Below are 24927 nucleotides of genomic sequence, written 5' to 3'. Positions count from 1 at the left end.
GCAGGCCCCTGTCGCATGTCGACGGTGTGTCCCGGCTCCCTGTGAGGGGCTGGGAACCGCGCGGCCGGCCCCCGCCGGCCCGCACGTTCGTCACCGTGCCCGACAGGGCCTAGCGGAGCGCTTCGCGGTCCGCGTTGTTGAACCGCGAGGTGCGGACGAAGGCGAGGGCGATCACGCCCAGCAGCGGCAGAACCGTGACCTGCAGCAGTCCGGCCCGGGTCCAGCCGAAGGAGTCCACGAGGGCGGCGAAGAGCAGGCCCGAGAACGCCGCCGGTCCGTAGTAGCTGGTGACGAAGAGGCCGGAGGCGCGTCCGATCTGTCCGGGGCGGACGGCACGCTGGATCGCGCTGTTGGTGTTCGGGTAGATGAAGCCCAGCCCGAAGGCGCCCATGAGGAAGGCCAGCAGGCACTGCACCGCCACTCCGGCATGTGTCGAGTAGATGCACACGCTGATCGCGGAGACGGCCAGCAGGCTCAGGATCAGCAGGTTGCGCTGGTCGAAGCGGTCGCCGAGCCAACCGCCGAACACGGCCGTCATGCCGCCGAAGCCGAGGAGGCTCATGGCCAGTGCGGCCTGTCCGGGGGTGTAGTGCAGCGAGGTGATGAGGAACGTCGGGTAGAGGCCGAGGAACCCGTAGATGGCCACACCGCTGATGACCGCGTGGACGGCCAGGGCGATGGTGTTGCGGTTGTAGGCGGAGGCCGGCATGTACTCGTAGGTCCTGGTCGAGGCGACCTTTTCGGCGGAGTGCTCGGTCAGGCCGGAGTTCACGAGGAACAGGGAAGCGGCGGCGATCAGCAGCCCGGCCGCGCCGAACAGGTAGAAGGGCGAGTGCCAGGTGCCGTGAGCGCTCATGAGCTGGACGCCGATCAGCGGAGCGATGAACACACCGACCGAGTAGCCCACGCCGATGACGCCGAAGGCGAGGCCGCGCCGCTGGGCGAAGAAGGCGCCGATCGCCGCGAAGATGGCGGCGGACTGCATGCCCTCACCGAAGCCCGAGACGACCCGGTACAGGGTCATGTCGGCGAAACCGGTCGCCAGCGGTGTGGCCATCGTGCCCAGGGAGTAGATCACGATGCTGGCCAGCAGCACGGTCTTGCGGCGGAACCGGTCCAGGAGATAGCCGGCGGGAAGGCCGGCCAGGGCCATGCCGAGGGTGAAGTTCGTCGCCAGCAGCCCGCCCTGCTCCAGGGAGAACCCGTACTCCTCCCGGATGTTGGGCAGCAGGGGAGGAAAGACCTGGCGGTCCATCGCGTTGACCATGTAGGAGAGGACGATCAGCAGGAAGCCCACGCCGATCATGGGGCGGGAGAGGGAGAGGCGGTCGCTCTCCTGTGTTTCGCCGGCGGGCACCGCGGTGGTTTCGACTTGCGCTGCGTGAGTCATAGCGGCTCCTGAAGAGGAATGGGCCACGGCGGGCCGTGGCGGATCCATCGCCGTACGGGGCCGTACGGCGAGGACGAGAAGCGGTGAGCTGAACACGGACTCGCGTCGGCGACGGCTGTGCGGTCGTCGACTGGCGGAATGGGGGCGACGGGCTGCCGCGCGGTCGGACACCGCATGCGGAATTCAGCCGTGTATCGCCCGTCGGGGACGTCCGTGGCTATGGCGTCTTCGACAGCCGGACTTCGTGCGGACACTTCTCGGTCACACGGTCGGCGCTGGCAGAAACCATGAAGGGAAGTACCGGGCGCGTCAAGATGTGCACACCGGATTTCTCCGGCGCCTCGCGTTCCCACGTCTCGCCCTCTCGCCGCGACAGCTCGCCCTTCCGCTCGTTCTTCCGCTTGTTCTTCCGCTCCGGAACGGCCCTGCGGTGCGATGTCGACGATCACGTGCACGACGCACTCTTGACGTGGCGAAGGATCGCAGTGCTATCGTTAGCATCGCGTGGCTATGACAAAGTGATACGACGTGTCCCTGGTATCCCGTGATCCGTTCCAGGGCCGTACTGCGGGGCCCGCCCGACCACAAGTCGGCGAGCGCCCGACGAGCCCAGTGACCCCCTCCGGCCCACCCGAGGCGACCGACGGCCCATCGGACATGCCGTCGGCCGCCCTTCCGGGTGGCGATCGAAACCGCTCACCGGACACGCCCGGGCGCGACGCCCGGCCGCCCGCCGCGGCCGCACGACTCTGCGAGGACGACCTGCCATGAACCAACCGAGCCGCCCAGGCACCGTGCTGCTCACCGACTACGCCTGGCCCGACGACTCCGTCGAGCGATCCGTCATCGAGGGGGCGGGCCACACCCTCGTGACCGGTCCCGCCGAGCCCGCCTCCGCCGAGGCCATCGAGGAACTGGTGGCCGAGCACCGGCCCGCCGGCATCCTGACCTGCTGGGCGCCCGTCTCCGCCACCGCGATCGGCACCTCGCCGGAGCTGCGGATCGTGGCCAGGCTCGGCGTCGGCCTCGACAACATCGCCGTGGACGCCGCCACCGACCGGGGTGTCTGGGTCACCAACGTGCCCGACTACTGCGTCGAGGAGGTCGCGGACCATGCCGTCGGCATGGTGCTGGCCTGGACGCGAGGCATTGCCCTCTTCGACCGGGACGTTCGAGCGGGCCGCTGGAACCCCGCCGGCGCCCGGCTGCGCCGCCTGTCGACACTGACCTGCGGCGTCGTCGGGTACGGACGCATCGGACGCGCCACCGCCGGCCGACTCGGCGCGTTCGGCTGCCGGATCCTGGCCCATGACCCGCACCCGCCCAGGGACACCCCCGGCGTGGAGATGGTGGGCCTGGAAGAACTGCTGCGCCGCAGCGACGTGGTGATCCTCCACGTACCTCTGACACCGGACACCCACCACATCATCGGAGCGGAGCAACTGGCCCTGATGCGGCGGGGCGGCCTGCTGGTCAACGTCAGCCGCGGCGGCCTGGTGGACACCGACGCGGTGATCAAGGCGCTCGACAGCGGACACCTGGACGGAGCCGCCTTCGACGTCCTGGAGAGCGAGCCGCACGTCCCCGACGGACTCTTGGCCCAGCCGGGCGCGCTGCTCACCCCGCACGTCGCCTTCTCCTCCGACGCCTCGGTCACGGAACTGCGCCGCCGAGCCGCCGAGGAAGTCGTACGGATCCTGGCGGGCGAGGCACCTGCCCACGCCCGCAACAGCCCCCGCGGTCTGCCCTCCGGGTCGGGTGACCGGCGATGACCTCGCTCTCCGAGCCGTTGAGCCCGGACCCGGTGCCGGACGCCTCGCTCACCGACTTCCTGCTCACCCACGGGCTCGCCGAGCCCGGCGAGGCCGCGCGGTGGACGCCGCTGGCCGGCGGTGTCTCGTCGGACCTGTGGCGGGTGGACCTGCCGGGACGCTCCCTGTGCGTGAAGCGGGCCCTGGCCCGGCTGCGGGTCGCCGCCGACTGGCGGGCACCGGTGTCGCGCAACGCGTACGAATGGGCGTGGATGCGGTTCGCGGCCCGGCACCGGCCGGACAGCGTGCCGGAGCTACTGGCCCACGACGCCGAGGCCGGCCTCTTCGCGATGGCGTTCCTGCCGCCCGAGCGGTACCCGGTGTGGAAGGCGCAACTGTTCGCCGGCCAGGTGGAGGTGGCGACCGCCGCGTCCGTCGGGGAACTGCTCGGCACCCTGCACGCGGCAAGTGCGGGCGACGCCGCCCTCGCCACGGAGTTCGCAACCGACGACAACTTCCACGCCCTGCGCGTCGAGCCCTACCTGCTGGCCACCGCGGCGGCGCACCCGGAGCTGAGCGACACCCTCCATGGCCTCGCCCACCGGACGGCCACGACCCACCGGGCCCTGGTGCACGGCGACGTCAGTCCCAAGAACATCCTCGTCGGTCCGGCGGGGCCCGTGCTGCTGGACGCCGAGTGCGCCTGGTACGGGGACCCGGCCTTCGACCTGGCCTTCTGCGTCAACCATCTGCTCCTGAAGAGTCTGGTGGTACCCGGGCACCGAGCCGCTCTCCTCGGCTCCGCCCGGGTCCTGGTCGAGAAGTACATCCGGTGCGTCGACTGGGAGCCTCGGCAGGCCGTTGAGGCGCGGGTCGCGTCACTGCTCCCGGCGCTGCTGCTCGCCCGCGTGGACGGCAAGTCCCCGGCGGAGTACCTCACGGACGACCGGCACCGGATGTTCGTACGCACGACGGCAGCCGCCCTGCTGAGGGCGCCCGCTCCAACGACGGCGGACGTCCTGGATTCCTGGGCGGCCGCGCTCGAAGTCGCTCCCACCGAGCCCGGCGGCGACCGCCCGGACTGACCGAACCGACGGAATCGCCGGACCCACCGACCCGATCGACCCGATCGACCCGATCGACCGAGGAGAGACACATGCGCAGAGTCGTCACCGGCCATGACGAGAACGGCAGGTCGGTCGTCGTCAGCGACGGCCCCGTCCCACGCAGCCGGGAGTTCACCAGCCTGCCGGGCTGGGTGTCCCGCCTGCCATGGGCGACCGAGCCCGGCGAGCAGGTCAGCCGGACCGGCGAGGACCCCACACCGAAGATCACCAGCCTGGTCCCGGCGCCCGGCGGCACACGGTTCATCGTCCTGACCTTCCCACCGGACAGCGCGATGGCCGACCCGGCGTTCGACCCCGTCGCCTTCGACCGGGAACAGCGGGCGGACTCGCCCGGCATCGCGGACCTCATGGAACCCGACGGCATGCACACCACGCCGACCATCGACTACGGCATCGTGCTCCAGGGCGACATCGTGCTCGAACTCGACGACGGTAACCGCACCCCCCTCTCGGCAGGGGACATCGTGATCCAGAACGGCACCCGACACAGCTGGCACAACCGCAGCGGCAGCCCGGTCACCATGGCCTTCGTCCTTGTCGGAGCGGAGCGTGACGGCTGACAGGGGCGGAGCGGTTCCCGGACCGGCGCCAGGTCCGCGCTCCCCGCGCTGGTGGATGTGAGCCCCACGGTGTCGACGACCCGTGGGGCTGACGCCGTTCGCCGGAGCCGGCCGACGGAGCCGGACACGCGTCAGTCGATGGTGTGCGGCCCGCGGGAGCCGGCGAGCGTCTTCTCGGCGTACTGAAGGAACGCGCGGGCCCGGTGTGTGGGGACGACGTGCGAGGCGTGGGCGATCACGAGTTCGACATCGTCCAGCGGGTCGCTGAGCGGCAGGGATGCCAGCGGAAGTCCTTCGACGCTGGTGTCGGTCGGCCAGCTCTGGATCAGCGTGGCGAAGCCGAGACCACGGGCGACCATGCTGCGGACGGCCTCGATGCTCGAGGTCCGGTACTGGATGTTCGGCCGTGCGCCAGCGAGGGAGAACCAGTGGTCGGCGTTCTCCCGGGCGGGCGGCTCCGCGTAGATGATCAGTGGCTCGTCCGCCAGTTCGGCGAGTGAGACCGACTCGCGCCCCGCCATGGGGTGGCCGGCGGCCACGATGACGTACGGACGGCTCGCGCGGAGCGTCGTACAGGACAGTCCGGCCTCTTCCCCGAATGCGTACAGCAAAGCGACATCACATGATCCCTGGATCAGGGCTTGTCTCAATTCGTCCTGCTGGCCCTCGATCAGTTCCAGGTCGACCGCCGGGTGGAGCCGGGTGAACCCGTCCACCAGGAGTGGGATCAGGAAAGGCGTCAGAGCCGCATAGCAGCCGACTTTCAGACGGCCTGCCAGTTGCCCTTCCTCGGCCTGGGCGCCGGCCGTTATCTCGTCGGCCTGAATCAACATGGCCTGGGCGCTTCCGAGAATCCGGCTGCCCGCCTCGGTGAGAGAGACCCCTTTCGCCCGACGCCGTATCAGCAACTGGACACCTAGGCGGCGTTCGAGGTCGGCGATGGCCGTGGAGATGCTGGCCTGGGAGGCGTGGCACCGCACCGCTGCCGCGCTCATGGAGCCGGTGTCCGCCACAGCGACGAAGTATTCCAGCTGCCGGAGGGAAAAACTGGCTGCCATTTCTCTCCTACTGCCATCGGAACTCTCAATAAGCCTTATCGGAAAGTTCTGCTTTTCCTGGCCGTAACGCGGATGTCATCCTAATCCGCAGATCACCTGTGGAAAAGGCTCGTTTTCCGAGCGAGCTCCCGCGTGCCCGACGAGGAGACCTTCATGACCACGCTTCTTGACCCCACCCGATCCACAGAACGAGGAATCGGCGACGGCGTGCTCGGCCGTGTCCGCCCGCTCCTTCCCGAGATCGCCGCACGCTCGGCCGAGGGAGAGGACGCCCGGGCGGTCCCGGCGGAGATCGTCGCCGCGCTGCGCGAAGCCGGTGTCTTCCGGATGGCCCTGCCCCGGGTGTGGGGCGGCGAACAGTACGGGCTTCTGGAAGGGGCCCGGGTGGTGCGGGAGATCGCCCGGGCCGACGGCTCGACCGGCTGGACCGTCCAGGCCGCGTCGATGGCGTGGTTCTTCGTACGGTCGCTGCCCCGCGAGACGCTGGAGAACGAGGTGTTCGGCAGCGGCGCGGATCTGATGCTCCGCGGAGCGGTGGCTCCGAAGGGACTGGCGACACCGGTGAAGGGAGGTTACCGGATCAGTGGCCGTTGGCCGCTGGCGAGCGGTCCGTTCACCCCGGACTGGATGCTCGGGGGATTCCTGGTCGAAGGGGCGCCTCCGCTGCCGGACGGCCGCCCGGACATGAGGGTCGCGCTGTTCCGGCCCGCGCAGGTCACCTTCCTCGACACCTGGGACGCGGTCGGCCTGCGCGCCACGCAGAGCACGGACTTCGCGATGGACGACGTCTTCGTGCCCGAGCACCACACGGGGCCGATGTTCGGCGACAACAACATCCCCGCACCCCTTTACGACCTGCCCTACTCACCCACCGGAGCCTCGCACGACGCCGTCATCCTCGGCGCCCTCGACGCCGCGCTCGACGATCTCGCCGAACTCGCCGCCACCAAGCGGCCGGCGTTCGATCCGAGGGCCCTCCTCGGTGAGGACCCGGTGTTCCAGGAGCGGTTCGCCGAACTCCGGTTGCGGGCGGGGGCCTTGGCCGCCCTGTCGGAGCAGACCGGACGTATCGTCATGGACCGTGCCCTCGGGGGAGAGGCGCCCACCCCGGTCGAGTGGTTCGGCTACAAGGGCGCCACCCAGCACATTCACCACGAGGGCATCCGGATCCTCAACGAGATCATGACCCTCTCCGGGAGCGCCGGCCTCTACAGCGCCAGTCCGCTCCAGCGCCGTTGGCGCGATGTCCGCTGCGTCTCCCAGCACGTGGTCGGCAACACGGGTGCGATGCGACAGCTCGGCGCGGTCCTCTCGGGACAGAACTGACACCCCCCCGCACCCGACTGAGGAAGCGATGACAACGCCCCTGCCCCTGCCCCTGCGCCTGCCTCTGCCGGTGCCCCTGCTGCTGTCCCTGCCTCTGACCTTGACCCCCGTCCCGCGAACCCCCGCGATCCGCGCTGAAGCCGGGCCGCACCGCACACACCGACACCGGAAGGGTGGCCCTCGATGAGCCCTCTCCACGCGACACCGACCAACCCTGCCCTGCTGCGCCAGGCGTTCGGCTGCTTCCCGTCCGGGGTGACAGCCGTGTGCGCGCTCGACTCCGGCACCCCGGTGGGCATGGCCGCGAGCACATTCACCCCGGTCTCCCTGTCACCCGCCCTGATATCGGTCTGCGTTCAGGACACCTCCACTACCTGGCCGAAACTGCGGCGGCGAAGCCACGTGGGTGTGAGCGTGCTCGCCGAAGGCCAGGACGAGATCTGCCGGTCGCTGGCAGGCAAGGAAGGCGACCGGTTCGCGGGAGTCGACTGGGACGCGGACGACAACGGCGGCGTTTACGTCCACGGCGCCAGTCTCTGGCTCAGCTGCTCACTGCACGCCGAACTCCCCGGCGGTGACCACACGATCGTCCTGTTGGAGATCCAGGGCCTGCGGGCCGAACCCGACCGTGAACCCCTGGTGTTCCACAACAGCAGGTTCCGACGCCTGGCCGTTTCATGAGCAACGGCCGCTGCGGGCCACCGTCGGCATATCGGCATTCGTCGTCCGTCCGCAGCCGGTGCGGCGGCCGGCACTCGGATCGGGCCCGTCGCGCAACACCGTGGACCTTCGGATCGGGGTGCGGATCAGGGTGTGGATCGGGGTGATCGAACCGGAGGGGCCCGGAATAGGGAGCGGCGACAGCGGCACGACAACGCACGGCCGTCGCTTCCTTCACTGGTCTGGGTGTCGTGGTGAGTGCGAGGAAGCCGGGGCGGGCGGGGCACCAGGTTCTTCCTGCAGATCCAACACGCCCTGCAGCACCTGGCGCAGGCTCCTGACCGCGCGTTCCAGGCGGGCGGCCGAGGTCCTCACCGTCGCTCTCGATGCCTGTGCCTGGAGCTGTCCGGTCAGGTCGTGCGCCTGCGTCTCGACGTCGGACAACAGGGTCGACAGCTGCGCCAGCAGGTCGGTCGCGACCTCGGTGCGCAACAGACCCGCCTGCTGGCGCAGTCGCACGTTCTTCTCGTGCAGGCCGACGAAGACGGCCACCTTGGCGCGCAGCACCCAGGGATCGTACGGCCGCGACACATGGTCCACGGCACCGGCCGCATACCCTCGGAAGGTGGCCTGGGGACCCATTTCGTACGCGCTGACGAAGATGATCGGGGTGTCGCGAGTCCGCGAACGGCGCTTGATGTGTGCGGCGGTCTCGTAGCCGTCCATTCCCGGCATCCGGGTGGCGAGTAGAACGAGGGCGAATTTGTCGTCGTTCAGCGCCTTGAGTGCTTCCTCCCCCGACGAGGCGCGGACGAGTGTCTGGTCGAGCGCGGACAGGATGGTCTCCATGGCCAGCAGGTTCTCCGGCTGGTCGTCGACCAGAAGGATCTTGGCCTTCGTGTGTGCCGCAGCGGACCGCGCGGGGGGCCTGGTGTCCGTCTGCCGAGCCACAGCTGGCTGTGGCCGGGCCCGTTCCCGGAGTACCGGGGGTTTTGGGGCAGGGGGAGGCGAGTCGGCGGGTGGTGCGTCGATGAGCGTGGCGACGCCGAGGCGTTTCAGCAGCCGTTCCTCCAACTGGGCGAAGGATTGTTCGGGTGCGCCGACGGCGGCGGCGCCTCCCGGGTGCGCCACCCAGGCGGTGAAGCTCGGTGAGTGCCGGACACACGCTGCCAGGCGGTCGGCGATCAGTCGTGTGGTGCGCAGCAACTCGTGGGCGGGGAGCGTGCCGAGGAGGATGCGCCGTGCGTCGTCGGAGAAGTCGAAGCACTCCGGCTGCGGCGACCGGCCGGTGGTGTCCGCGACGGCGTTGTGCATGAGGCCGCCGAGAAAGACCTCCACGAGGTGCCCGGTGTCCGTCGGAGGGCCCAGGGCCTCCTGCACCATGCGCATGACGGGCGGAGTGAGGGGCGCCACGGCCGCGAGGTGGGCGGCGAGCCGATACGCCTCCGGGCTGGCCGCGCCGCGGAAGCGCAGGACGGCTTCGGCGTCCGGATCCTGCCGGGTCCCGGCGCGCCGGGGCTGGGTGACGGACCGCCCGATGTCCCACAGCGGCAGCACCGCGGTCGCGCTCGGTGAGGCGACCAGCCGGGCCCAGTCGCCGACGGCGGCCGGTGTGGGTTCGAGCACCGGGACGGGGACGGAGTCGAAGCCGACCAGATCGGCCGGCAGTCTCGGGTCGGTGACGTGCCAGGCGGTGGTGGGACCGCCCCTGCGGACACTGGTGACGTGCCACGGCCGAGTCGTGATGCCCGAGTTCGCCCAGAGCCGGTCGGGCAGCGCCTGCAGGATCGCGGTGGGTTGCCGTCGGGCCCACAGAGCCGCCGCCTCGCTCATCCGGCCGTCCCACCAGGCGTCGCCGACGCCGTCGCTGACCACGAGGACAAGGGTGCCGCCGGTGGGGTCGCAGAGCGCGGCCGGCGGAAGGTAGGGACCTTGCTGCCGGTAGGGACGGTTGCTCAGCAACGGGGCATGGGGCCCACGGGTGTTCAGTCCGAGCACGCGGACGTCGCGGAAGGCCCCGGCCCGTTCCATCAGCGTGCGGATCTCGGAGGCCAGACGCTTCCACAGGACCATGGACACGCCGTCGTCGATCAGCAGGGCGAGGGAGAGCCAGCGGCTACGGGCGGGACTCGTCACGGTCTCGGGCAGACCCGTCTCGGCCATGGCGTCCACCGTCCGTGCCACGTCCAGTTCCTGACGGCGCCGATCGGGGAGCCGCTGCCGCAGCGGTCGTAACGCCTTGCCGAGAGTGAGATGACGGCTGGGCAGGACATGGGGGCCCGGGGCGCGTACGGCGTGCGCCCGGTGCGGGGCCGGTTCCGGCCTGCTGCTCCCCTTCCCCCGCGGGGCCGCGTGCAGGGGGAACACGCGGTGCGGGGCGATGTCCGGCTGGGTGCGCGCGCCCGGTCGCGCGGGATCGTCCGCCCCGGGGGCCCGGGGCTCACCCTGCTCTGCGGCCTGCCGTGAGGGGGCGGACGGGGCCGGACGTCGCGCCAACGGACGGACGTCGCCGGGCAGGTTCCTGGCCAGCCACAGGATGTCGAGGAGCTCCTCGTCGGCGAGGTCGACGCCGCTCCTGGCCAGGATCTCTCTCAGACGTCCGACCATGGCCTCATACCGCCCCGCCGAGTTGGTGCAGAACGGCGTCGAGCAGTCGGCCGGCGTCCAGATCGATGCCGCCCTTGCGCAGGAAGACCGCGTTGAGGAGCTGATCGGTCGCGAGCTCTCCGGGCGCGCGGCGGCCGAGGAACTCCTCCAGCAGGTCGTCGATGTCGTGGAGCGCCTCGTGGCCGAGGTGTGCGGCGACGATGTCCCGCAGTCGCTCCTCGTCGGGCTCGGGCAGGTCGAGACGGACGCACCGTCGGAGGAAGGCGGGCGGGAACTCGCGTTCTCCGTTGCTGGTGATGACCACGACGGGGAACTCACGGCAGCGGACGCGGCCGCGGACCACCGGGGCCGGCGCGTCCGGGGTGTCGGTCCGGACGTGGACCGTGGAGTGTTCCTCGGGGAGGCGGCTGAGCTCCGGGATCTCGAACTCGCCCTCCTCGAACACGGTGAGCAGGTCGTTGGGCAGATCGACGTCCCCCTTGTCCAACTCGTCGATGAGCAGGACCCTGGGCCGGTCCCGGGCCAGCAGCGCGTTGCCCAGGGGGCCGAGCCGGACGTACTGGCCGATGCCGGGTTCGGGGGCGTCCGTGTCCCGGTGGAGGTTGGCTTCCCGCAGTCGGCCGATCGCGTCGTAGTGGTAGAGGGCGTCCTGCAGGGTCGAGCGGCTGTTGACCGGCCAGTGCAGGACGCGGCCGAGGTCGAGTTCGTGGGTGATCGCGTGGGCCAGGGAGGATTTACCGGTACCGGGGTGTCCCGTGACCAGCAGAGGGCGGCGCAGGTGGAGGGCGGCGTTGACGATGTCCGCGTCGTCGGGGTCGATCAGGTACGGGCGGGGGCGTGCGGTCCGCGTGCCGTCGGGCTCGTCCGGGTGGAGCCGGCGCCAGGGCGGGGCGGGCGGGAAGGTGACCGCGCGGGGTGCTCCATCGCCCCGGAAGAGCCGCCAGTCCCCGTCGGCGGACGGGGTGGGGTGGTCGGTGGCAGCTGATTCTGCGGCGGTCATGACGCGTGGGCTCCTTCTGAGGGGTCTTGCAGGGTCAGCGATTCGGGGCGCGGTCGCCGGCCGTGCTCTTCCCATACGAGTGCGGGGCGCGCCGGGAGTGTTTCCGGCTCGTCGAACGCCGTCCCGCGGAAGACGCGGACCCGCTCGGGCAGATCGCCGAGCGGGCCGGTGGGGTCCAGGTCTCGCAGCCCGGCCGCGTCCGCGGGGCAGTCGGCCCGCCGGTCCCAGAGGACGACCGGGACGCCGAGCGCCAGGCAGAGTTCGAGCAGTGCGTCCCGCTGTTCCGGGGAGCCGTGGAGCACGACCTGGGTGGTGTCACGGTGAGTGGTCTGCAGCAGTCGCCTGAGCCGTGGCCGAGTGACACGTTCGTCGTCGACCACCAAGGGGGCGGCGTGTCCGCTCTCCCAGCGCCGCCGGTGCTCACGTTCTCTGCCGCGCACCAGGTCGCTCATCTCCGGGCAGCTCAGGGTGATGCAGAACTCGGCGCCGATCGGCTGGTCGGGCACGAACTCGTTGGGTGCCCCGGGGTTCCATTCGTCGATGGGCAGATGGAGGCTGTCGCGGGCCACCAGAACCGTCGCGTGGGGCGCGGCCGTCGGGCCGAGTTCGTCCGCGACGACCTCGACGGCGTCGCGCACCCGCCGGGCCACTTCCTCGGGTGTCCTCGGCACGCTCTCCGCCTCGTGGAGGGGGGTGTGCGTGCCGTCGGCGCGGGCGAGCAGGATGCGGCAGTAGTAGCTCTCGCGCGGTTCGGTCCGCGCGCGGGAGACTTCGACGACGACGCGGGAGAAAGGGGGCGACTGCCGGGCGGCCCAGCGGCCGGCGTCGGTGCGGCGTTCGGCAAGCGCCGCCGGATGGATGCCTGTCCGGGCGGCCACCTGATCGGACCAGCCGCGTAACTCCGCGCCCGCGTCCCTTCCCAGGGCGGCGGCCACGCATTCGACCAGGCGGAGCAGGGCCGGGACGGGCGGTGTGCCGTCCAGTACGCGCTCGCTGTCGGAGACGGACTCCAGGTGCTCGACGACGTGCTCGAGGTCGTCGGCGCAGAGATGCGTGCGGTTCAGCGCGTCGGGCAGCCAGGCGTAGCGCAGGGCCTCGCGGGCGGCGCGAGGTATCAGAGTGGGCTGCTCCTTGCAGATCCCGCGGAGCAGTTCCAGTAAGTTCTCGCACTCGTCCAGGGACAGGAGCAGGCACAGTCCGCCGGCACGGGCGCGAGTGAGGACGTCCGTCAGGCGGGTGCGCTCGTCCTCGCCGGTGAGGGCCGGGGCCAGGGTGCTGCTCAGGGAGGGCAGGGCGCGTGGATGGGCCGCCGCGAGTGCCGCGAGGTCGGGCACGGTCGGTTCATGGCTGTCCGGGACGGTGTATCCGAGCCGCCGTGCGAGGGCGCGGGCGTGTGCCGTGTAGGTGAGCCGGCCGCCGAGCACCGACCACAGGAGCCGCTCGGTCTCCTGCTCGGCCGGGCTGCGTTCCGCCGCGGGCCGGGCCGTCGGGAGGGCGGCGCCGATCTCGGTCAGGCGGGGTGGGCCGTCGGCGTACTGCCGCAGGAGTGCCTCGAAGCCGTCGTCCTGGACGAAGCGATGCGCCGGGAGGGCCCGCAGGCGGCGGTTGCCGTAGGACCGGTCGTCGTGAATCACCACGCCCACCAGGTGGTCCTCGCAGAACACCGCGGTTCCCGAGGCGCCTCCCCAGGCCTTGCGGCCGTCGTCGCGGAGGTCGGGTGCGGGCTCCTGGTCGAGCACGTAGAGGCCGCGAGCCCCGGAGGACAGCGGAGGCAGGACGCCTCGGAGGTGTTCGGCGTCGCGACCGTCATTCGCGGATGCCAGCGGAAAGCCCAGTCCCTCGTAGCGCAGCGGCGCCGTGTCCACGGGGCGGCCCCATCGAACCGACCCCGGTAAGTCGATCTCGTCGTGTGTGAGCAGCAGGGCGACGTCCAGGTCCTGCGGATGGGTCCAGATCAGCCGCGCTCCGGTGCGCAGCGTCTCGCCGCGGCCCGGGTGTCCTACTCTGACCTGGATCTCGTCCCAGTAGGCGCGGCTTTCGCCGTCCCGGAGAACGTGTCCGGCGGTGAGCACCAGGCGGGGTGCGACGAGATAGCCGGAGCCGACGCGATGGAGCATCCGCGTGGTCCCGCTGCGGATCAGCACCAGTCTGTGCGGATCCATCACTCCTCGTCCCAGGACCCGGTTTCGGTGTCGCTGATCTCGGGACCGGAGCCGCCGAGGGCTCGGTCCCGGACCGAGAGTCTCAGCGTCAGTCTGTGGGTGCGGACGGTGGAGTGCTCACCACCCGCGCCGACGGCCGCCACACCGAAGCTGACCTTGCCGTCCCCCTTGCCGCTGTTGCGCAGCTCCAGTTGCAGCTCCAGTTCGGCCTCCTCGATGCCGAACGCGAATTGCTGGTCCGCCCCCAGGTCCTGTGCCCGATAGAGCTCCTGCCGCAGTTCCTCGATCGCTGCGGCAAGACCGATCCCCGCCATCCGAACCCCCCACGCGCACTGTGCCTGCGGAGTAGTCTGCCAAGGTTTTGGGGCCGGGCGCCCGGGGTTCGAGGGAACGGGCGCGTCGGGGTGCGTGTCCGGCGGGTGGGAGACGGATCCGCGCTCGACGTCGCGTGACGTGCGCGTGCGACGACACGAGCCGGGTGCGGCCACCGCGGACGCCACCCACCGCTTGGTACCAGCTGTTACCATGCGGGGTATGGCGAAGACACAGCTGGGCGCGCGCGTGGATGAGGACGTGGCGGCACTCGCGAAGAGGCGTGCTGCCGATCTGGGGTTGAGTGTCGGGGACTACCTCGCCCGGCTGGTGCAGGATGACGCCAGTGGCCTGCGTGCCCGTGGGGTGGATGCGGCCGCCCGCTTCCTGGCCGAACACCAGGAGGTCTTCGACGAGGCAGAGGAAGCCGAGCAGGCGCCTCGCGGAGCGCGGGGAGCGCGCGCGGCCTGATGGAACTGCACATCGACGTTCCCTGGATCCTGCAGGTCGCCGAGGCCGCCGGGGCGAACGATCCGGCGCCTGACGACTACGGCGTTCCGATCTCGGCGGTCGCCCGCCACCGGGCCGAGCTGCTGGAGCAGCCCGTCTACGACGGCCCCTACGCCAAGGCCGCCGCCCTGGTGCACACCCTGGGCCGGTGTCGCTGGCTGGAGCGTTCCAACATGGCTGTCGCCGCCGCCACCGGTGTCATGTACCTCGAAGCCTCGGGGATTCCTGTCAAACCCGCCCGCGAGGACGCCGTAGCCCTCAAGGATCTGCTTCTCGACCCCACCTGCACCGCCGGAAAGATCGCCACACTCCTGCGGACCTGGCCCACGGCCACCTGAAGCCTGCCAGGGCATGGACCGCTCCCGCTCCCGGTCCTGCCCGTCCGAGGACAGACAACTTCGTCGCGGCCGGCTCGGCTTGGCGACGCCCGCGAGAGCCCGGCCTGTTCCCTGTCCGTCAGGCGGATCGTTGCCCCGTGGCGGATGAGCTGGCGGATGAGCCGGCCGTTGAGCCCAGGGCAATGATCCGCTGGATGCCGTTGGAAGTCGCTCGTCGGACGATCGCGAACTTGGCGACGTACTCGTCGAAGGGCTCGATGCCGACTTCCGCACGGAGTTCGTCGATGCGCTCGGGCTCTTCGCACGGCCATGGAACCGGTGATCCGTCCTGCACGCCGGCGATCTGAGCGCCGTAGATCTGCTTACGGCCCTCGTCGACCCGTGTGCGATCGTGCGGAAAGGCCAGCTCGCACGGGCCGGCTGAGCCTGCCGAAACCGACTGCCGCATCAGTTGGAGGGCGCGTCGCTGCCTTCGCGGGCGCGGGCCGCTAGGCGATCACCGTGCCGTGCGGTCAGTCGGCGCCACGCCAACTGCTCGGCGGGGTCGTCGCTGTTGGCGTTGACTGAGGACTGGTGATCTGCAGCGGAGCCCTAGAGTTCGGTCGAGCGCGCGAATCCGAGCAGAGAGGCAACTCCATTGCGGGACACGCTGGACATGCTGGGCGGGCTGGACGAGTTGGACGAGTTCTGTACGAAGGCGCTGTTGCAACACGGCTGTGCGTCGGTCTCCATCGCGGTGGCCGAACGCGACGAGGTCACGCTCACCAGGGCCTACGGCCAGGCGGACGTCGTCAACCAGCGTTCGGCTACCCCGGAGACCGTCTACGGGTTGGCCTCCGTGACCAAGGCATTCACCGCCATGGCCGTCCTTCTGGTCGCCGATGAAGGCCTGCTGGACCTCGACACCCCGATCTCCGGCGCTTACGCGTGGCCCGCCCCGACGCCGCGTCAGCTGCTCCAACACCGGGGCGGTTTCCCGGCGTTCTACGCCTTCCACTACGCGGCCGGCCCGCCGCCGATCGACATCGACCGTTACCGCACGCTCGTACGCGAGCCCGGCACCGATTTCGAGTACTCCAACATCGGCTACCGCGAACTGGGCAGGCTGGTGGAGGCAGTGACCGGCCAGAGCCTGGGCGACTACCTGCGAGGGCAGATCTTCGAGCCGCTGGGCCTGCGCAGCGTCGGCTACGGGCCGGCTTACGACGGTTCGGCCCCGGTCGCCCAGCGCTACTCCGCCGACGGCCGTGCCTATGCCACCTGCTTCAGCGGGCACCCCGCCGCGGGGGCCGGCTGGGCAACAGCCGCCGATGTGGCGCTGTTCGCGCGGGTGTCTCATCGCCTGCTCAAGCCTGCCTCGGTCGCGGCCATGTACGACGGCGTGCCGTTCAGCGAGGATCTCGGCTATGGGCTCGGCCGGATCGTCTCGCGTGGAGCCGGACCGGTGATCCGCAGCCATGGCGGCGGCATGGGCGGCATCGCCACGATGATGATCGATATCCCCGAGCGTGAGATCTCGATCGCCGTCCTGACCAACTCGACCAACAAGGCGGCCCGCGACACCATCGTCGACCACCTGATGAGCAGCCTGGCTCCCGGCTTCCGCAGCAGCCAGCTCAACCCGATGCCCGAACCCACTCGCCCGATGAGCCTCGCGCAGGGTGAATGGAACGGGGAGATCAGCACCGCGGAAGGCGACATCCCGCTGCGGATCGGGATCCGGGCGGATCGCCAGGTGCAGATCCAGATCGCCGACAGTGCGCCGGCCACCGCGGCAGCCACCGCCTCCCAGACTTGGGACCTGCGCGCGAGTGCCCAGCTGCAACTGCCCACGGCAGACGCCCGTATCAACAGCCCGGACTTCGCCCTCGAACTGCGCACGGAGCAGGACCGCCTGGTCGGCCGGGCCATAGCCTTCAAGGGCGGTGACCGGGAGGGCCGGTTGGGCGCCTACCTGGTCCACCCCTGCGTACTGCGGCGTTCCCTCTCATCCCAAACGTGATGGTCGACCCGCACCCGCCAGTCCCACCACCGTGGTCACCCTCACCTGCTCGGTGAACCGCTCGTCCGCGGGGAGTGCCCGCCGGATACGTTCGGCGAAGTCGGCGCGATCGTCCGGTCCGGGCAACTGATGGGCCGGGATTGCCGAACAGACGCCGCCGAACAAATGATCGAAAGTCAGCTCGCCGCTGTACTCGACCACCGCTTCCCGCACTCCGACGAAACCCGCGGCCTCCAGCGCCCGCGCGTACCTCAGCCGATCACGGCCGCTGGTGCCGCAGGACGCTTCCAGCGTGGTTCCCAACCACTCCTCCAGACAGCCACGCAGGCCTCGGGACCAGGCGCTGTCCTGCAACCACAGCGGCGTTCCGTTCGAAATCACCGCGATGCCGCCGCCGCTACGGAGCAGCGGTGACACAGCTCGGAAGAGTTCCTCGTGCCGCATCCAGTGAAGAGCCTGTCCGATCACTGCCAGGGCCAGCGACCGCTCTCCCAGCAGCGCCCCCAGCGCCGGAACGTCGGTGTCGGCGCCCAGCATCCAGGTCGCGTTCCGGATCCCCTGGTCAGCGGCTGCCTCCCGCGCCAGCCGCAGCATGTCCGGCTCGGGGTCCACTCCCACCACGGAACGAACCCGGGAAGCGAAGGGAAGGGCAAGCTGACCAGTGCCACACCCCACGTCGAGTACGACATCGTCCTGCGACAACTCGAAGACTTCCTGCAAGGTGTCGAACACCTGGGAGGGATAACCCCGCCGGAACTTCGCGTAGTACTCGGCCACAGCGCCACTGAATCCCACCGTCATGCCGCCACCCTGCCGGGCATCCGCACCACCGGGAACCTCTCGCACCGGATGGACGCTGTCCGCTGAACCCGAGACAGATCCCCGTACGGCCTGGTGCAACGCATACGTTCCCCGAGATCACGTCAAGCCACCCCGACCATCGACGACGAAAAGCGCTTCACGGTCTCCTCCTGGCCCCGGCATGATTCCCCTCGTGCATGAGGACAGGGACCGACGCGGGCAGGGGCGGTACAGGCTGACGGACACGGGAAGTGGTCATGTCTGGGGCGTCTGCGCCGAGGTGGAGGGCCTGTTCAGGGAACCCCGGCGTGGGACGTACGAATTGTTCGGCTGGGTTCCGGAGGCAACCGAGCTGTGCGGGTGGGTGGGCAGCCGGGTGTGGCTGGTGCCGGAGGACAGGGCGCTCGATGCCTGGCTACTGGAGGACGCGGAGAGCCACGGACGGCACCCGGGAACGGACGGCCTCGTGCTCATCTGTCTCGACGGCTATGACGGCCCGCCCGAGGGACACCGGGCCCCTGTCCGACTGCACGACGGCTACCGGTGGTTGGGCTCCTGCCGGGAGTTCGCGCGCGTCCTGCCGCCGGAGCAGGCAGAGCCCCCGCTCGTCCTGCGGGGGCTCGCCCCGAGTGATCGGCTACGAGGGGCACTGGCGGCGGGCACCCGGCGCGCGCTGGACCTGGGGGAGTCGTGGCTGGAGATACGGGACGACAGCGGCGAGCCGCTCACCGACCGGCTGCTGCGGCCCAAAGTCCGTACGTGGCGCCGGTCCTCCCACGATACGAAGCTGATCGATCTGGAACTTGAGGGTGATCTCGTCCCCGTTCCGGGACACGCCCAGCCCATCTGGGAGCGCCGACTCGCCGGCCCGCCGGACACCCCTGGCGCCTGGGCCGGCCTCGACACCCGGCAACGCGGTGCCTGGCTCGACCTCGTCCGCGAGCGCGGCTGCCGGTTCGAGCACCACGACAGGCCGGCCGGACGCACGTACGAGCTGGACGGCCGGCACATCACCGACGAACCGGGCCTCTATCTGGCGCTCGGCGAGGCCGTCAACGGGCCAGGTGGCTACTTCGGCGGCTGCCTGCACGCCCTCGTGGACTGCCTGCGCGGCAACTTCGGCTACACCGCTCCCGCCCAACTGCTCTGGCGGGACGCCGTGACCGCGCGTGAACACCTGTCCCGCGTCCTGACACCAGAGGGCGAGCCGTACGACCTGGCCGCCACGGTGCTCGAAGTCCTGGCCGAGGGCGGGATGAACGTCACCTGCACATGAATCGGCATCCGCCGCGCCGACGCCGGAGTGACTCATTGGTCATTGCTCATCAGGTGTCGAAGCAGAGCTCAAGTCGGCGGCGGACAGCCTGTGCCACCAGTGCCCGCACCCGTCGGCGCAGTAGCGCTCGCGCCGTCGTCCGTCGGCGATCGCGAGTACGGCTACCAGCAGCCGGAACGCCTTGCGGCGTTCGTCGTCAGGGGTGAGAGCGGCGATCTTCCACAGTTGGTGGTCCATCCGGCCGCGTGTGATCAGGACGGCGGGTGTGTGCGTCGGGCGCAGGCCGGCACGGCGAATGCCCTCCGGTCCGTCCTCGGCGACGGCGCGCGCCTGGACACAGTGGTGGCACAGGAACCGCAAGGCCTCGGACTGTTCCTCCGGCCCGAGTGCGTCGAACCATGCGATGCCTTGTGACATCGGGCGCAGCCCCTGCGCGAGTTCGTTGAGCATGATGTCGCGTGCGGTCACGATCGCTTCCCGTCGGACGAGGAACGACTCGCTGCGGAGGCGAGTCCGGCCCGGTGTCGCCCGCTCCACCGCAGGCTTGCCGCTGCTGCCGCCCTGGTCCGAGAAAGCTTCTGGCCCACGGCCGTGCCGGCCATCATGGGGCCCCGGTCACGGAAACGCCATGACCGGGGCCCAAGATCAGCCACCGCCGAAGGTGCCGACCGCCGCTAGTTCCGGTAGCGGAACACGATTCGGCCGCGTGTCAGGTCGTACGGTGGGAGCTCCACCAGCACCCGGTCCTCCAGCATGATCTTGATGTAGTTCTTGCGGATCTTGCCGCTGATGTGCGCGAGCACGTGGTGGCCGTTCTTGAGTTCCACGGTGAACATGGCGCTGCGCAGGCACTCGACGACCTTGCCCTCGACCTCGATGACGTTCTTGTTCCTCGTCATCGCACCAGCTCCAGGTTGCTGCTCATCCGCCGGGCGCCGATGCCCTCGAACAGTGCCGAGGCCGCCTGGTTGGACTCGTGGACCTCGGTCCAGGCCGTGGCGGACCCGGAGTGGTGCAGCGTCCCGAGTGTGTGGGCCAGCAGCGCCCGTGCGATGCCGCGGCGCTGTTCGCCGGCCCGGACCGCGACCAGTCCGATGCGCGGCCGTTTCACCGTCGCCACCCGGATCAGACCCAGGTAGCGGTCCGGTGCCGCGGCCACCGCGTACTTCGCCGGGTCGACGATGGTGTCGCCGACGGGGCGGGGGAGTACCTCCGCGGGCATCGACTGCCACCCGACGGTCGCCTCGACTTCGGCACGGATCGCGCGGTCCACCGCCCGCAGCAGGCTCTCGTCCGCCTGACCGGCGGGCACGATCGTCACGCCCGGGGGCGGCAGGACTGCTTCGAGCCCTGTGATCCGGGGGTCGGTCGGCACGGTGTACTCCCACTCGCGGCGCCGGATCGTGAAACCGGCCCGCCGCCAGCCGGCCGTCAGCTCGGTGTCGGCTTCGTCGACCACCGTGTACAGCGGCGCCGGCAAGTCCGCCAGCATCGCTTCGGCGAGCCGGTCGAAGGCGGTGTCGTGCCAGGCGTCGATGCTGACGAACATGCGTCCGTCGGGCCGGTGCGCCGCATGTCCCCGGCCGACCACCAGGTCGTCGTCCAGCGCATGCCATTGCCTGTCCGCGACGCGCGTGATCGTCACCGCGTTCTCGCTCAGGCCGGAGGTGAAAGGTTTTGTGTTCATCGGAGTCTCCTCCCAGGAGTGCCTCGATCTCAGGCGCTCCTGGCGACACCGAACGTCAGCCGCCGGACCGTGACGGGTTGAGGGAGCACCCACGGGTAACTGTGTTCACGGGGCTCACCTCCCTACGACGATTTCACGGTCCAGCACGAAAGTAGCAGCGGGTCGCCGCCCCGCTCAATGCATTTTCCTGTGAGCTCGTGGCGGCCCGACATCACGTGACGGGCCTTGTCCCTCCCCCCACTTCCCCCGGATTGACGACCCGTCTGATCATCGGTAGCGCGTCATACTCCGATGAAGCTCACGGTTTCTGCCATGTCCGCGCGCCCGGTACGCAGCCGTGGCACGCCCTCCTTCTCCCGTCCCACCGCGACACCGCAGAACAGCGCGAGGCCGTTGCCGGCTCCGACCGTCTGGCTGACGGTCTTGCGATACATCGTCCACATCACCTGGGGGCAGCTGTGCAGTCCCTCCGCCCTCAGCAACAGCATGACCGTCTGCAAGTACATCCCCGCGTCCCCCCACTGCCCGGGCCCCATCGTCCGGTCGAGGTAGCAGAACAGAACGACCGGCGCCCCGAACGCCTCCGAGTTCAAGGCGGCGATCTTCATGGGCCTGTCGGGGTCGTCGCGCTCGATTCCCAGCGCTCTGTACCGCTGGGCAGCCGCGGCGGAGAAACGGTCCAGATACGGCGAGGTCAGCTCGGCCGGGTACATCGGATAGTCCCGCTCATCACCCGGGTCTCCGGCCAGCGCCCTGGCCGTCGCACGTCTCTTCAGCTCGGCCAAGGGCTCGCCGGTCACGACATACACATGCCACGGCTGAAGGTTGCCACTCGACGGAGCCCGCGCCGCTGCGGCCAGCACTCGTTCAAGCACCTCTTTGGGCACCGGCTCCTCGCTGAACGCCCGTACCGCCCTGCGACTGTTCACGGCTTCATACACATCCACGTCTTCTCGTCCTCCTCCATCACGCGACGGCGGTCCCTTCGAGCTCGACCAACTGGCCGGGGATCGCCAGTCGAGTCACGCCGAGCATCGTGGTGGTCGGCGCCACCCCCGCGGCACCCAACCGTGCCGCAAGTACGCCGTAGTGCGGGAAGAGCAGATCGACGTCGGTCGTGTAGACGTTGAGCCGGACGAGGTTCGCGAGGGACATGTCGGCCTCACCGAGCACAGCCTCCAGGTTGTCGATGCTCAGCGCCAACTGGGCCGCCATGTCACCGTCATGCCGGGGCTTGCCGTCGCCGCTCATCGCGGTCTGCCCCGAGATGTACAAGGTCCGTGTGTGCCCGGAGACGACCTCACCCTGGTTGAATCCCAACTCCGCCGCCGACGTCACCTCATCATGCGGAGGGCGGTCGCTCATCGCGGTGTGGGTGCGGTGTAGGTACCGGGCTTCGGAGGGCGTCGGATGCCTCCCGGCTCAGTGCGCCGAGCTCGCCCAGGGCCTCGGCCACCTCCGACCCGGTCTCCAGGTGGCGCCACAGCTCGTGGAGAGCGGTGGGGTGGAGACGTCCGAGCTGTTCTTGAAGCGCCGTACCGCGATGTCGAGGTCCCGCAGCCAGCCGTCCATGAAGGGGTCGGCCGCCAGCCGGGCCACGTACGCGTCGATCTGGGTGGCCAGAGGCGGAGCGAGCCAGGGCCCGCCGGTCTCCAGCAGCCGGCTGCGCACGGTCGTGTTGAGGAACGACCAGTGCGCCGTGACCTCGGCCACCGCCGGAACGGCCTGCATCCCCGGCCGTGCCGCGCTCCTGAAACCATCCAGGGCACGTTCCAGCGAGCCGTCCTCCAGCAGTTGCCGCAGATCGGTGAGGCCGGCATCGCCCTGGCCCGACTCCCAGTTCCTGATCGCCTGTTGAGCGGCACGCTCCAGCGCGAGCAGTCCGGTCGCCGCCTCATCCAGTACGGCCGAGGGCCCAAGGAGCAGACGGGGAACGGAGGAGGCGAAGTCGCCCGCGACCTGCCCGGCGAGACGCCGCGCCGCACGGGCTTCCACCGCCTCGGCCTGAGCCATCCCGATGCCGCTCAGTACGACCAGGGCCAGCGGGACACCGAAGGCGGCCGCCGTCGCGGACGAGAAGACGTTGAACGCCGCCTCGGCGGGCCGACGACCGGCCCCGTGCCCGATGCCTGTCCTGCGCGGAGCCGATCAGTAGGAGAGCGCGTCCTCCGCGGTGCCGAGGAAGCTGGTGACCGCGCCGTCGTTGACCGTGACGGGGCCACCGCTGATCGGCACTGTCGCCGGGCTCTCGGACGCCGTGAGCGCGACTTCCACCTCGTCGGCACTCTTGCCGCCCTCGGTGTCGGCGCGCGAGAACATGATTCCGGCGTAGGCCCTCTCGCCGGCGTTCAGAATCCAGTCCTCGCCGGTGGGCCCCATGTGCTCGGCGGCGCCGTCGAGTTCGGGAATCGTGATCACCAGCTCGTTCGCCGACAGCAGGCAGGGGTCGCCGCTCTTGTTGGTCGCGGTCAGCAAGGCGTGGTTGACCGGCTTCGAGGCGACGGTGACGCTGTAGCTCAAGTCGCTCGTCTCGCACATGCCCACACCGCCGTCCTGACCGTCGTCGTCCTGGCCGCCGTCGGATCCGGACTCCTCGGATCCGGGCGCCGACGCGGACGGCGTGCTGCCGCCGCTGCCGGAAGAGCCGCCGTTGCCGGAAGAGTCGTCACTGCCGCCACCCGGGTCGGCCGTCGAGGACGCGTCGGCGCCCTTGTCCTTGCCCGCGGTGGATGGGCTTGCCGACGTACTCGGGGAAGCCGTGTCCTTCTCCGCGTCGCCGGCGCACGCGGTCAGTGCCACGATGCCGAGCGAGAGAGCCGCGAGTACGGCGGTGATACGGCGTGAACGAGCTGTGTATGCCATGAGGAGCCCCCCGAAGGTCCGAACGTCCCGGTGATCGTGCCCCATGGGAGCGGTACCTCGACCCGCTCGCATCGAGAGGGAACCATCTCCGAACAGCTCTGTGACACTGCGACCGATCCCGGTACGGACGGCACGGACAGTACTGACCGCGCTGACCGCCCGCGCCCTGGCAGATGCCGCTGGGCGGGGCGGTGGGTGGCGTGCGAGGGCGGCGGCGAGGTGCGCGTGACGATGCGGTCGCGGGAGTCGGAGGTCGCCGCGTTCTCGGTCGACTGCCCGGCCGGGGCCTCCGGGGTGGGCTCGGTGACGATGGACGCCGGCGTGGTACGGACGCCCAACCGGAGCAGCCGGTGGTCGTACGACGGCGCCGCGCGGCCTCATCTCCCGTCCCGTCCCGGCTGGTTGAGCCGCGGAACACCGGTCGGTGCCGGGTCCGCGGCGGCGGTCGGCCGCGTCGAACACCGACCGCGTGACCGAGACACGTACGCACCGCATGATGGTCACATGAATGATCACGATCTTCCGGCAGCGGTGGACACGGCCGCGCTGCTCGCCATGTCCGAAGGGCACCACCCACGCACCGTACGCCCTCTGGGCACTCAGGAGGCCGGTGGCCACCTCGTCAAGGTGTACGCCCTGGAGGCGCCGGGCCGCAGTGTGACAGCGCGGGACAGCGCTGTGGCCCGGCGGCTCGCGGCGGCGCACCTCGAACTCGGCGCCGCCCGCGGATCGCTCGGGCTCGCCGTCCTGATCGTGCACGCGGGCGGCGACGGCGACTACATCCTGGTCCACACCTGGATCGAGGGACACATGTCGGACCTGGCGGTCTTCACCGGCCCGGCCGGGCTGCCCGACCGGCTCCGCCCGGGACGCGCCGGCCTCGCCCCCTGCGTCTGGGAAGCCGCGATCCTCGCCCACGAACGCGACGCGTTCTCCCGGCACATCCTCGACGGCGACACCCCGATCGCCGACCGGCTGGCAGCCTGGCAGGACGACACGCTGACGGGCGGCCTCCGATGACAGGCGCCCCGACCGTACGGCACGCACGCCCCGGCGACCTGCCCCGGATCGTCGAACTGGCCGCCGAGCACGCCGCCTTCGAACGCGCCGCCCCGCCCGCCCCCGACCTCGCGCAACGGCTCACGGCGCTGCTCTTCGACATCCCGGCACCCCGGCTGCGCTGCCTGGTGGCGGAATCACCCAGCGGTGAGGTCGTCGGATACGCCACCTGCGCCCCGGAACTCTCCACCTGGCAAGGCCGCGAGTACCTCCACATGGACTGCCTCTTCCTGAGATCCGGCAACCGGGGCTCAGGCCTCGGCGTACTCCTCATGGACGCCGTGGCGGCCGAGGCGCGCGACCTCGGCCTCGACGAGATCCAGTGGCAGACCCCGGCCTGGAACGACGGAGCGGTCCGCTTCTACGACCGGCTGGGCGCCCACGCCCAACAGAAGTTGCGCTACAGCCTGAGCGCACCGGACTGAGCCCGGTCGACGAG

At 70.4% G+C, this 24927-nt stretch carries 25 protein-coding genes and 2 pseudogenes; 11 read left to right on the top strand and 16 right to left on the bottom strand.

Annotation, left to right across the window (positions count from 1 at the left end):
• Positions 1-109: 109 nt before the first annotated feature.
• A complete protein-coding gene (locus tag ABT147_RS01350) occupies positions 110-1390 on the bottom strand; it encodes an MFS transporter (protein ID WP_351401444.1) in 1281 nt (426 codons plus the stop codon).
• 767 nt (positions 1391-2157) lie between these two features.
• On the opposite strand from ABT147_RS01350, the gene ABT147_RS01345 reads away from it, so the two are divergent.
• The 3 genes from ABT147_RS01345 to ABT147_RS01335 all read left to right on the top strand — a co-directional run bounded on the left by ABT147_RS01345 (position 2158) and on the right by ABT147_RS01335 (position 4828).
• Positions 2158-3162: a C-terminal binding protein gene (locus ABT147_RS01345; RefSeq protein ID WP_351401442.1), complete on the top strand. Its 1005-nt coding sequence runs from the start codon at positions 2158-2160 to the stop codon at positions 3160-3162.
• Complete coding sequence (locus tag ABT147_RS01340) at positions 3159-4226, top strand: phosphotransferase family protein (protein WP_351401440.1); 1068 nt, start codon at positions 3159-3161, stop codon at positions 4224-4226. The genes ABT147_RS01345 and ABT147_RS01340 overlap by 4 nt, the downstream gene beginning before the upstream one ends.
• 71 nt (positions 4227-4297) lie before the next feature.
• Entirely contained in the window at positions 4298-4828 is a 531-nt protein-coding gene (locus tag ABT147_RS01335; protein WP_351401437.1) for a cupin domain-containing protein, read from the top strand.
• Between the two features lie 131 nt (positions 4829-4959).
• Here ABT147_RS01335 and ABT147_RS01330 read toward each other — a convergent pair whose 3' ends face one another.
• Positions 4960-5886, bottom strand: coding sequence for a LysR family transcriptional regulator (locus ABT147_RS01330; protein ID WP_351401435.1), 927 nt, complete (start codon positions 5884-5886; stop codon positions 4960-4962).
• Positions 5887-6039: 153 nt separating this feature from the next.
• On the opposite strand from ABT147_RS01330, the gene ABT147_RS01325 reads away from it, so the two are divergent.
• Together ABT147_RS01325 and ABT147_RS01320 are read left to right on the top strand one after the other, a co-directional pair.
• On the top strand, positions 6040-7212 hold the full coding sequence (locus tag ABT147_RS01325) for an acyl-CoA dehydrogenase family protein (protein ID WP_351401433.1): 1173 nt from the start codon (positions 6040-6042) through the stop codon (positions 7210-7212).
• Positions 7213-7395: 183 nt separating this feature from the next.
• Positions 7396-7893: a flavin reductase family protein gene (locus ABT147_RS01320; RefSeq protein WP_351401432.1), complete on the top strand. Its 498-nt coding sequence runs from the start codon at positions 7396-7398 to the stop codon at positions 7891-7893.
• A 213-nt stretch (positions 7894-8106) separates the two neighbouring features.
• Here ABT147_RS01320 and ABT147_RS01315 read toward each other — a convergent pair whose 3' ends face one another.
• The 5 genes and pseudogenes from ABT147_RS01315 to ABT147_RS01295 form a co-directional block, all read right to left on the bottom strand.
• Entirely contained in the window at positions 8107-8823 is a 717-nt protein-coding gene (locus ABT147_RS01315; protein WP_351401937.1) for a response regulator, read from the bottom strand.
• 225 nt (positions 8824-9048) lie between these two features.
• Positions 9049-10479: pseudogene (locus ABT147_RS01310) on the bottom strand (SAV_2336 N-terminal domain-related protein); the annotation flags it as partial.
• A gap of 4 nt (positions 10480-10483) precedes the next feature.
• Positions 10484-11479: an AAA family ATPase gene (locus ABT147_RS01305; protein WP_351401430.1), complete on the bottom strand. Its 996-nt coding sequence runs from the start codon at positions 11477-11479 to the stop codon at positions 10484-10486.
• Positions 11476-13641 carry a VMAP-C domain-containing protein gene (locus tag ABT147_RS01300; protein WP_351401428.1) on the bottom strand — a complete coding sequence of 722 codons (2166 nt, stop codon included), beginning with the start codon at positions 13639-13641 and terminating at the stop codon, positions 11476-11478. The genes ABT147_RS01305 and ABT147_RS01300 overlap by 4 nt, the downstream gene beginning before the upstream one ends.
• The gene (locus ABT147_RS01295) at positions 13641-13955 is read right to left on the bottom strand and encodes a trypco2 family protein (RefSeq protein ID WP_351401426.1); all 315 of its coding nucleotides are present in this window, start codon (positions 13953-13955) and stop codon (positions 13641-13643) included. The genes ABT147_RS01300 and ABT147_RS01295 overlap by 1 nt, the downstream gene beginning before the upstream one ends.
• A gap of 220 nt (positions 13956-14175) precedes the next feature.
• Between ABT147_RS01295 and ABT147_RS01290 the strand changes: the two genes are divergently transcribed.
• Entirely contained in the window at positions 14176-14424 is a 249-nt protein-coding gene (locus ABT147_RS01290; RefSeq protein ID WP_351401424.1) for a hypothetical protein, read from the top strand.
• The gene (locus ABT147_RS01285) at positions 14424-14801 is read left to right on the top strand and encodes a fic family toxin-antitoxin system, toxin component (RefSeq protein ID WP_351401422.1); all 378 of its coding nucleotides are present in this window, start codon (positions 14424-14426) and stop codon (positions 14799-14801) included. Before ABT147_RS01290 ends, ABT147_RS01285 begins: the two co-directional genes overlap by 1 nt.
• A gap of 220 nt (positions 14802-15021) precedes the next feature.
• On the opposite strand, the pseudogene ABT147_RS01280 reads toward ABT147_RS01285, so the two are convergent.
• A pseudogene (locus ABT147_RS01280) lies at positions 15022-15332 on the bottom strand (DUF6624 domain-containing protein); the annotation flags it as partial.
• A 106-nt stretch (positions 15333-15438) separates the two neighbouring features.
• Here ABT147_RS01280 and ABT147_RS01275 point away from each other — a divergent pair.
• Positions 15439-16803, top strand: coding sequence for a serine hydrolase domain-containing protein (locus ABT147_RS01275; protein WP_351401421.1), 1365 nt, complete (start codon positions 15439-15441; stop codon positions 16801-16803).
• Here the strand turns inward: ABT147_RS01275 and ABT147_RS01270 are convergent.
• Positions 16789-17604, bottom strand: coding sequence for a class I SAM-dependent methyltransferase (locus ABT147_RS01270; protein WP_351401418.1), 816 nt, complete (start codon positions 17602-17604; stop codon positions 16789-16791). The two genes, ABT147_RS01275 and ABT147_RS01270, sit on opposite strands and share 15 nt — an antisense overlap.
• Before the next feature lie 181 nt (positions 17605-17785).
• On the opposite strand from ABT147_RS01270, the gene ABT147_RS01265 reads away from it, so the two are divergent.
• Positions 17786-18880, top strand: a complete 1095-nt coding sequence (locus ABT147_RS01265; RefSeq protein WP_351401416.1) for a barstar family protein — start codon at positions 17786-17788, stop codon at positions 18878-18880.
• Positions 18881-18919: 39 nt separating this feature from the next.
• On the opposite strand, the gene ABT147_RS01260 is transcribed toward ABT147_RS01265, so the two are convergent.
• From ABT147_RS01260 to ABT147_RS01230, 7 genes are all read right to left on the bottom strand, one after another.
• Positions 18920-19348: a DUF5958 family protein gene (locus tag ABT147_RS01260; RefSeq protein ID WP_351401414.1), complete on the bottom strand. Its 429-nt coding sequence runs from the start codon at positions 19346-19348 to the stop codon at positions 18920-18922.
• A gap of 206 nt (positions 19349-19554) precedes the next feature.
• Positions 19555-19779 (bottom strand): translation initiation factor IF-1, encoded by a 225-nt coding sequence (gene infA, locus ABT147_RS01255; protein WP_351401412.1) that lies wholly within the window; start codon positions 19777-19779, stop codon positions 19555-19557.
• Positions 19776-20567: a GNAT family N-acetyltransferase gene (locus ABT147_RS01250; protein WP_351401410.1), complete on the bottom strand. Its 792-nt coding sequence runs from the start codon at positions 20565-20567 to the stop codon at positions 19776-19778. The genes infA and ABT147_RS01250 overlap by 4 nt, the downstream gene beginning before the upstream one ends.
• 281 nt (positions 20568-20848) lie before the next feature.
• On the bottom strand, positions 20849-21514 hold the full coding sequence (locus ABT147_RS01245; protein ID WP_351401408.1) for a nitroreductase: 666 nt from the start codon (positions 21512-21514) through the stop codon (positions 20849-20851).
• A 19-nt stretch (positions 21515-21533) separates the two neighbouring features.
• Positions 21534-21932, bottom strand: a complete 399-nt coding sequence (locus tag ABT147_RS01240) for a RidA family protein (RefSeq protein WP_351401405.1) — start codon at positions 21930-21932, stop codon at positions 21534-21536.
• A 57-nt stretch (positions 21933-21989) separates the two neighbouring features.
• Positions 21990-22580, bottom strand: coding sequence for a hypothetical protein (locus tag ABT147_RS01235; RefSeq protein WP_351401403.1), 591 nt, complete (start codon positions 22578-22580; stop codon positions 21990-21992).
• A gap of 135 nt (positions 22581-22715) precedes the next feature.
• Complete coding sequence (locus ABT147_RS01230) at positions 22716-23429, bottom strand: DUF4232 domain-containing protein (RefSeq protein WP_351401401.1); 714 nt, start codon at positions 23427-23429, stop codon at positions 22716-22718.
• A 504-nt stretch (positions 23430-23933) separates the two neighbouring features.
• Here ABT147_RS01230 and ABT147_RS01225 point away from each other — a divergent pair.
• Both ABT147_RS01225 and ABT147_RS01220 read left to right on the top strand, forming a co-directional pair.
• Positions 23934-24449, top strand: coding sequence for a hypothetical protein (locus ABT147_RS01225; RefSeq protein ID WP_351401399.1), 516 nt, complete (start codon positions 23934-23936; stop codon positions 24447-24449).
• Complete coding sequence (locus tag ABT147_RS01220) at positions 24446-24913, top strand: GNAT family N-acetyltransferase (RefSeq protein ID WP_351401397.1); 468 nt, start codon at positions 24446-24448, stop codon at positions 24911-24913. Before ABT147_RS01225 ends, ABT147_RS01220 begins: the two co-directional genes overlap by 4 nt.
• Positions 24914-24927: the final 14 nt, after the last annotated feature.

The sequence above is a fragment of the Streptomyces sp. NPDC001868 genome, from assembly GCF_040297125.1.
GTDB lineage: Bacteria > Actinomycetota > Actinomycetes > Streptomycetales > Streptomycetaceae > Streptomyces.
This window is presented reverse-complemented; position numbering and strand designations above follow the sequence as displayed.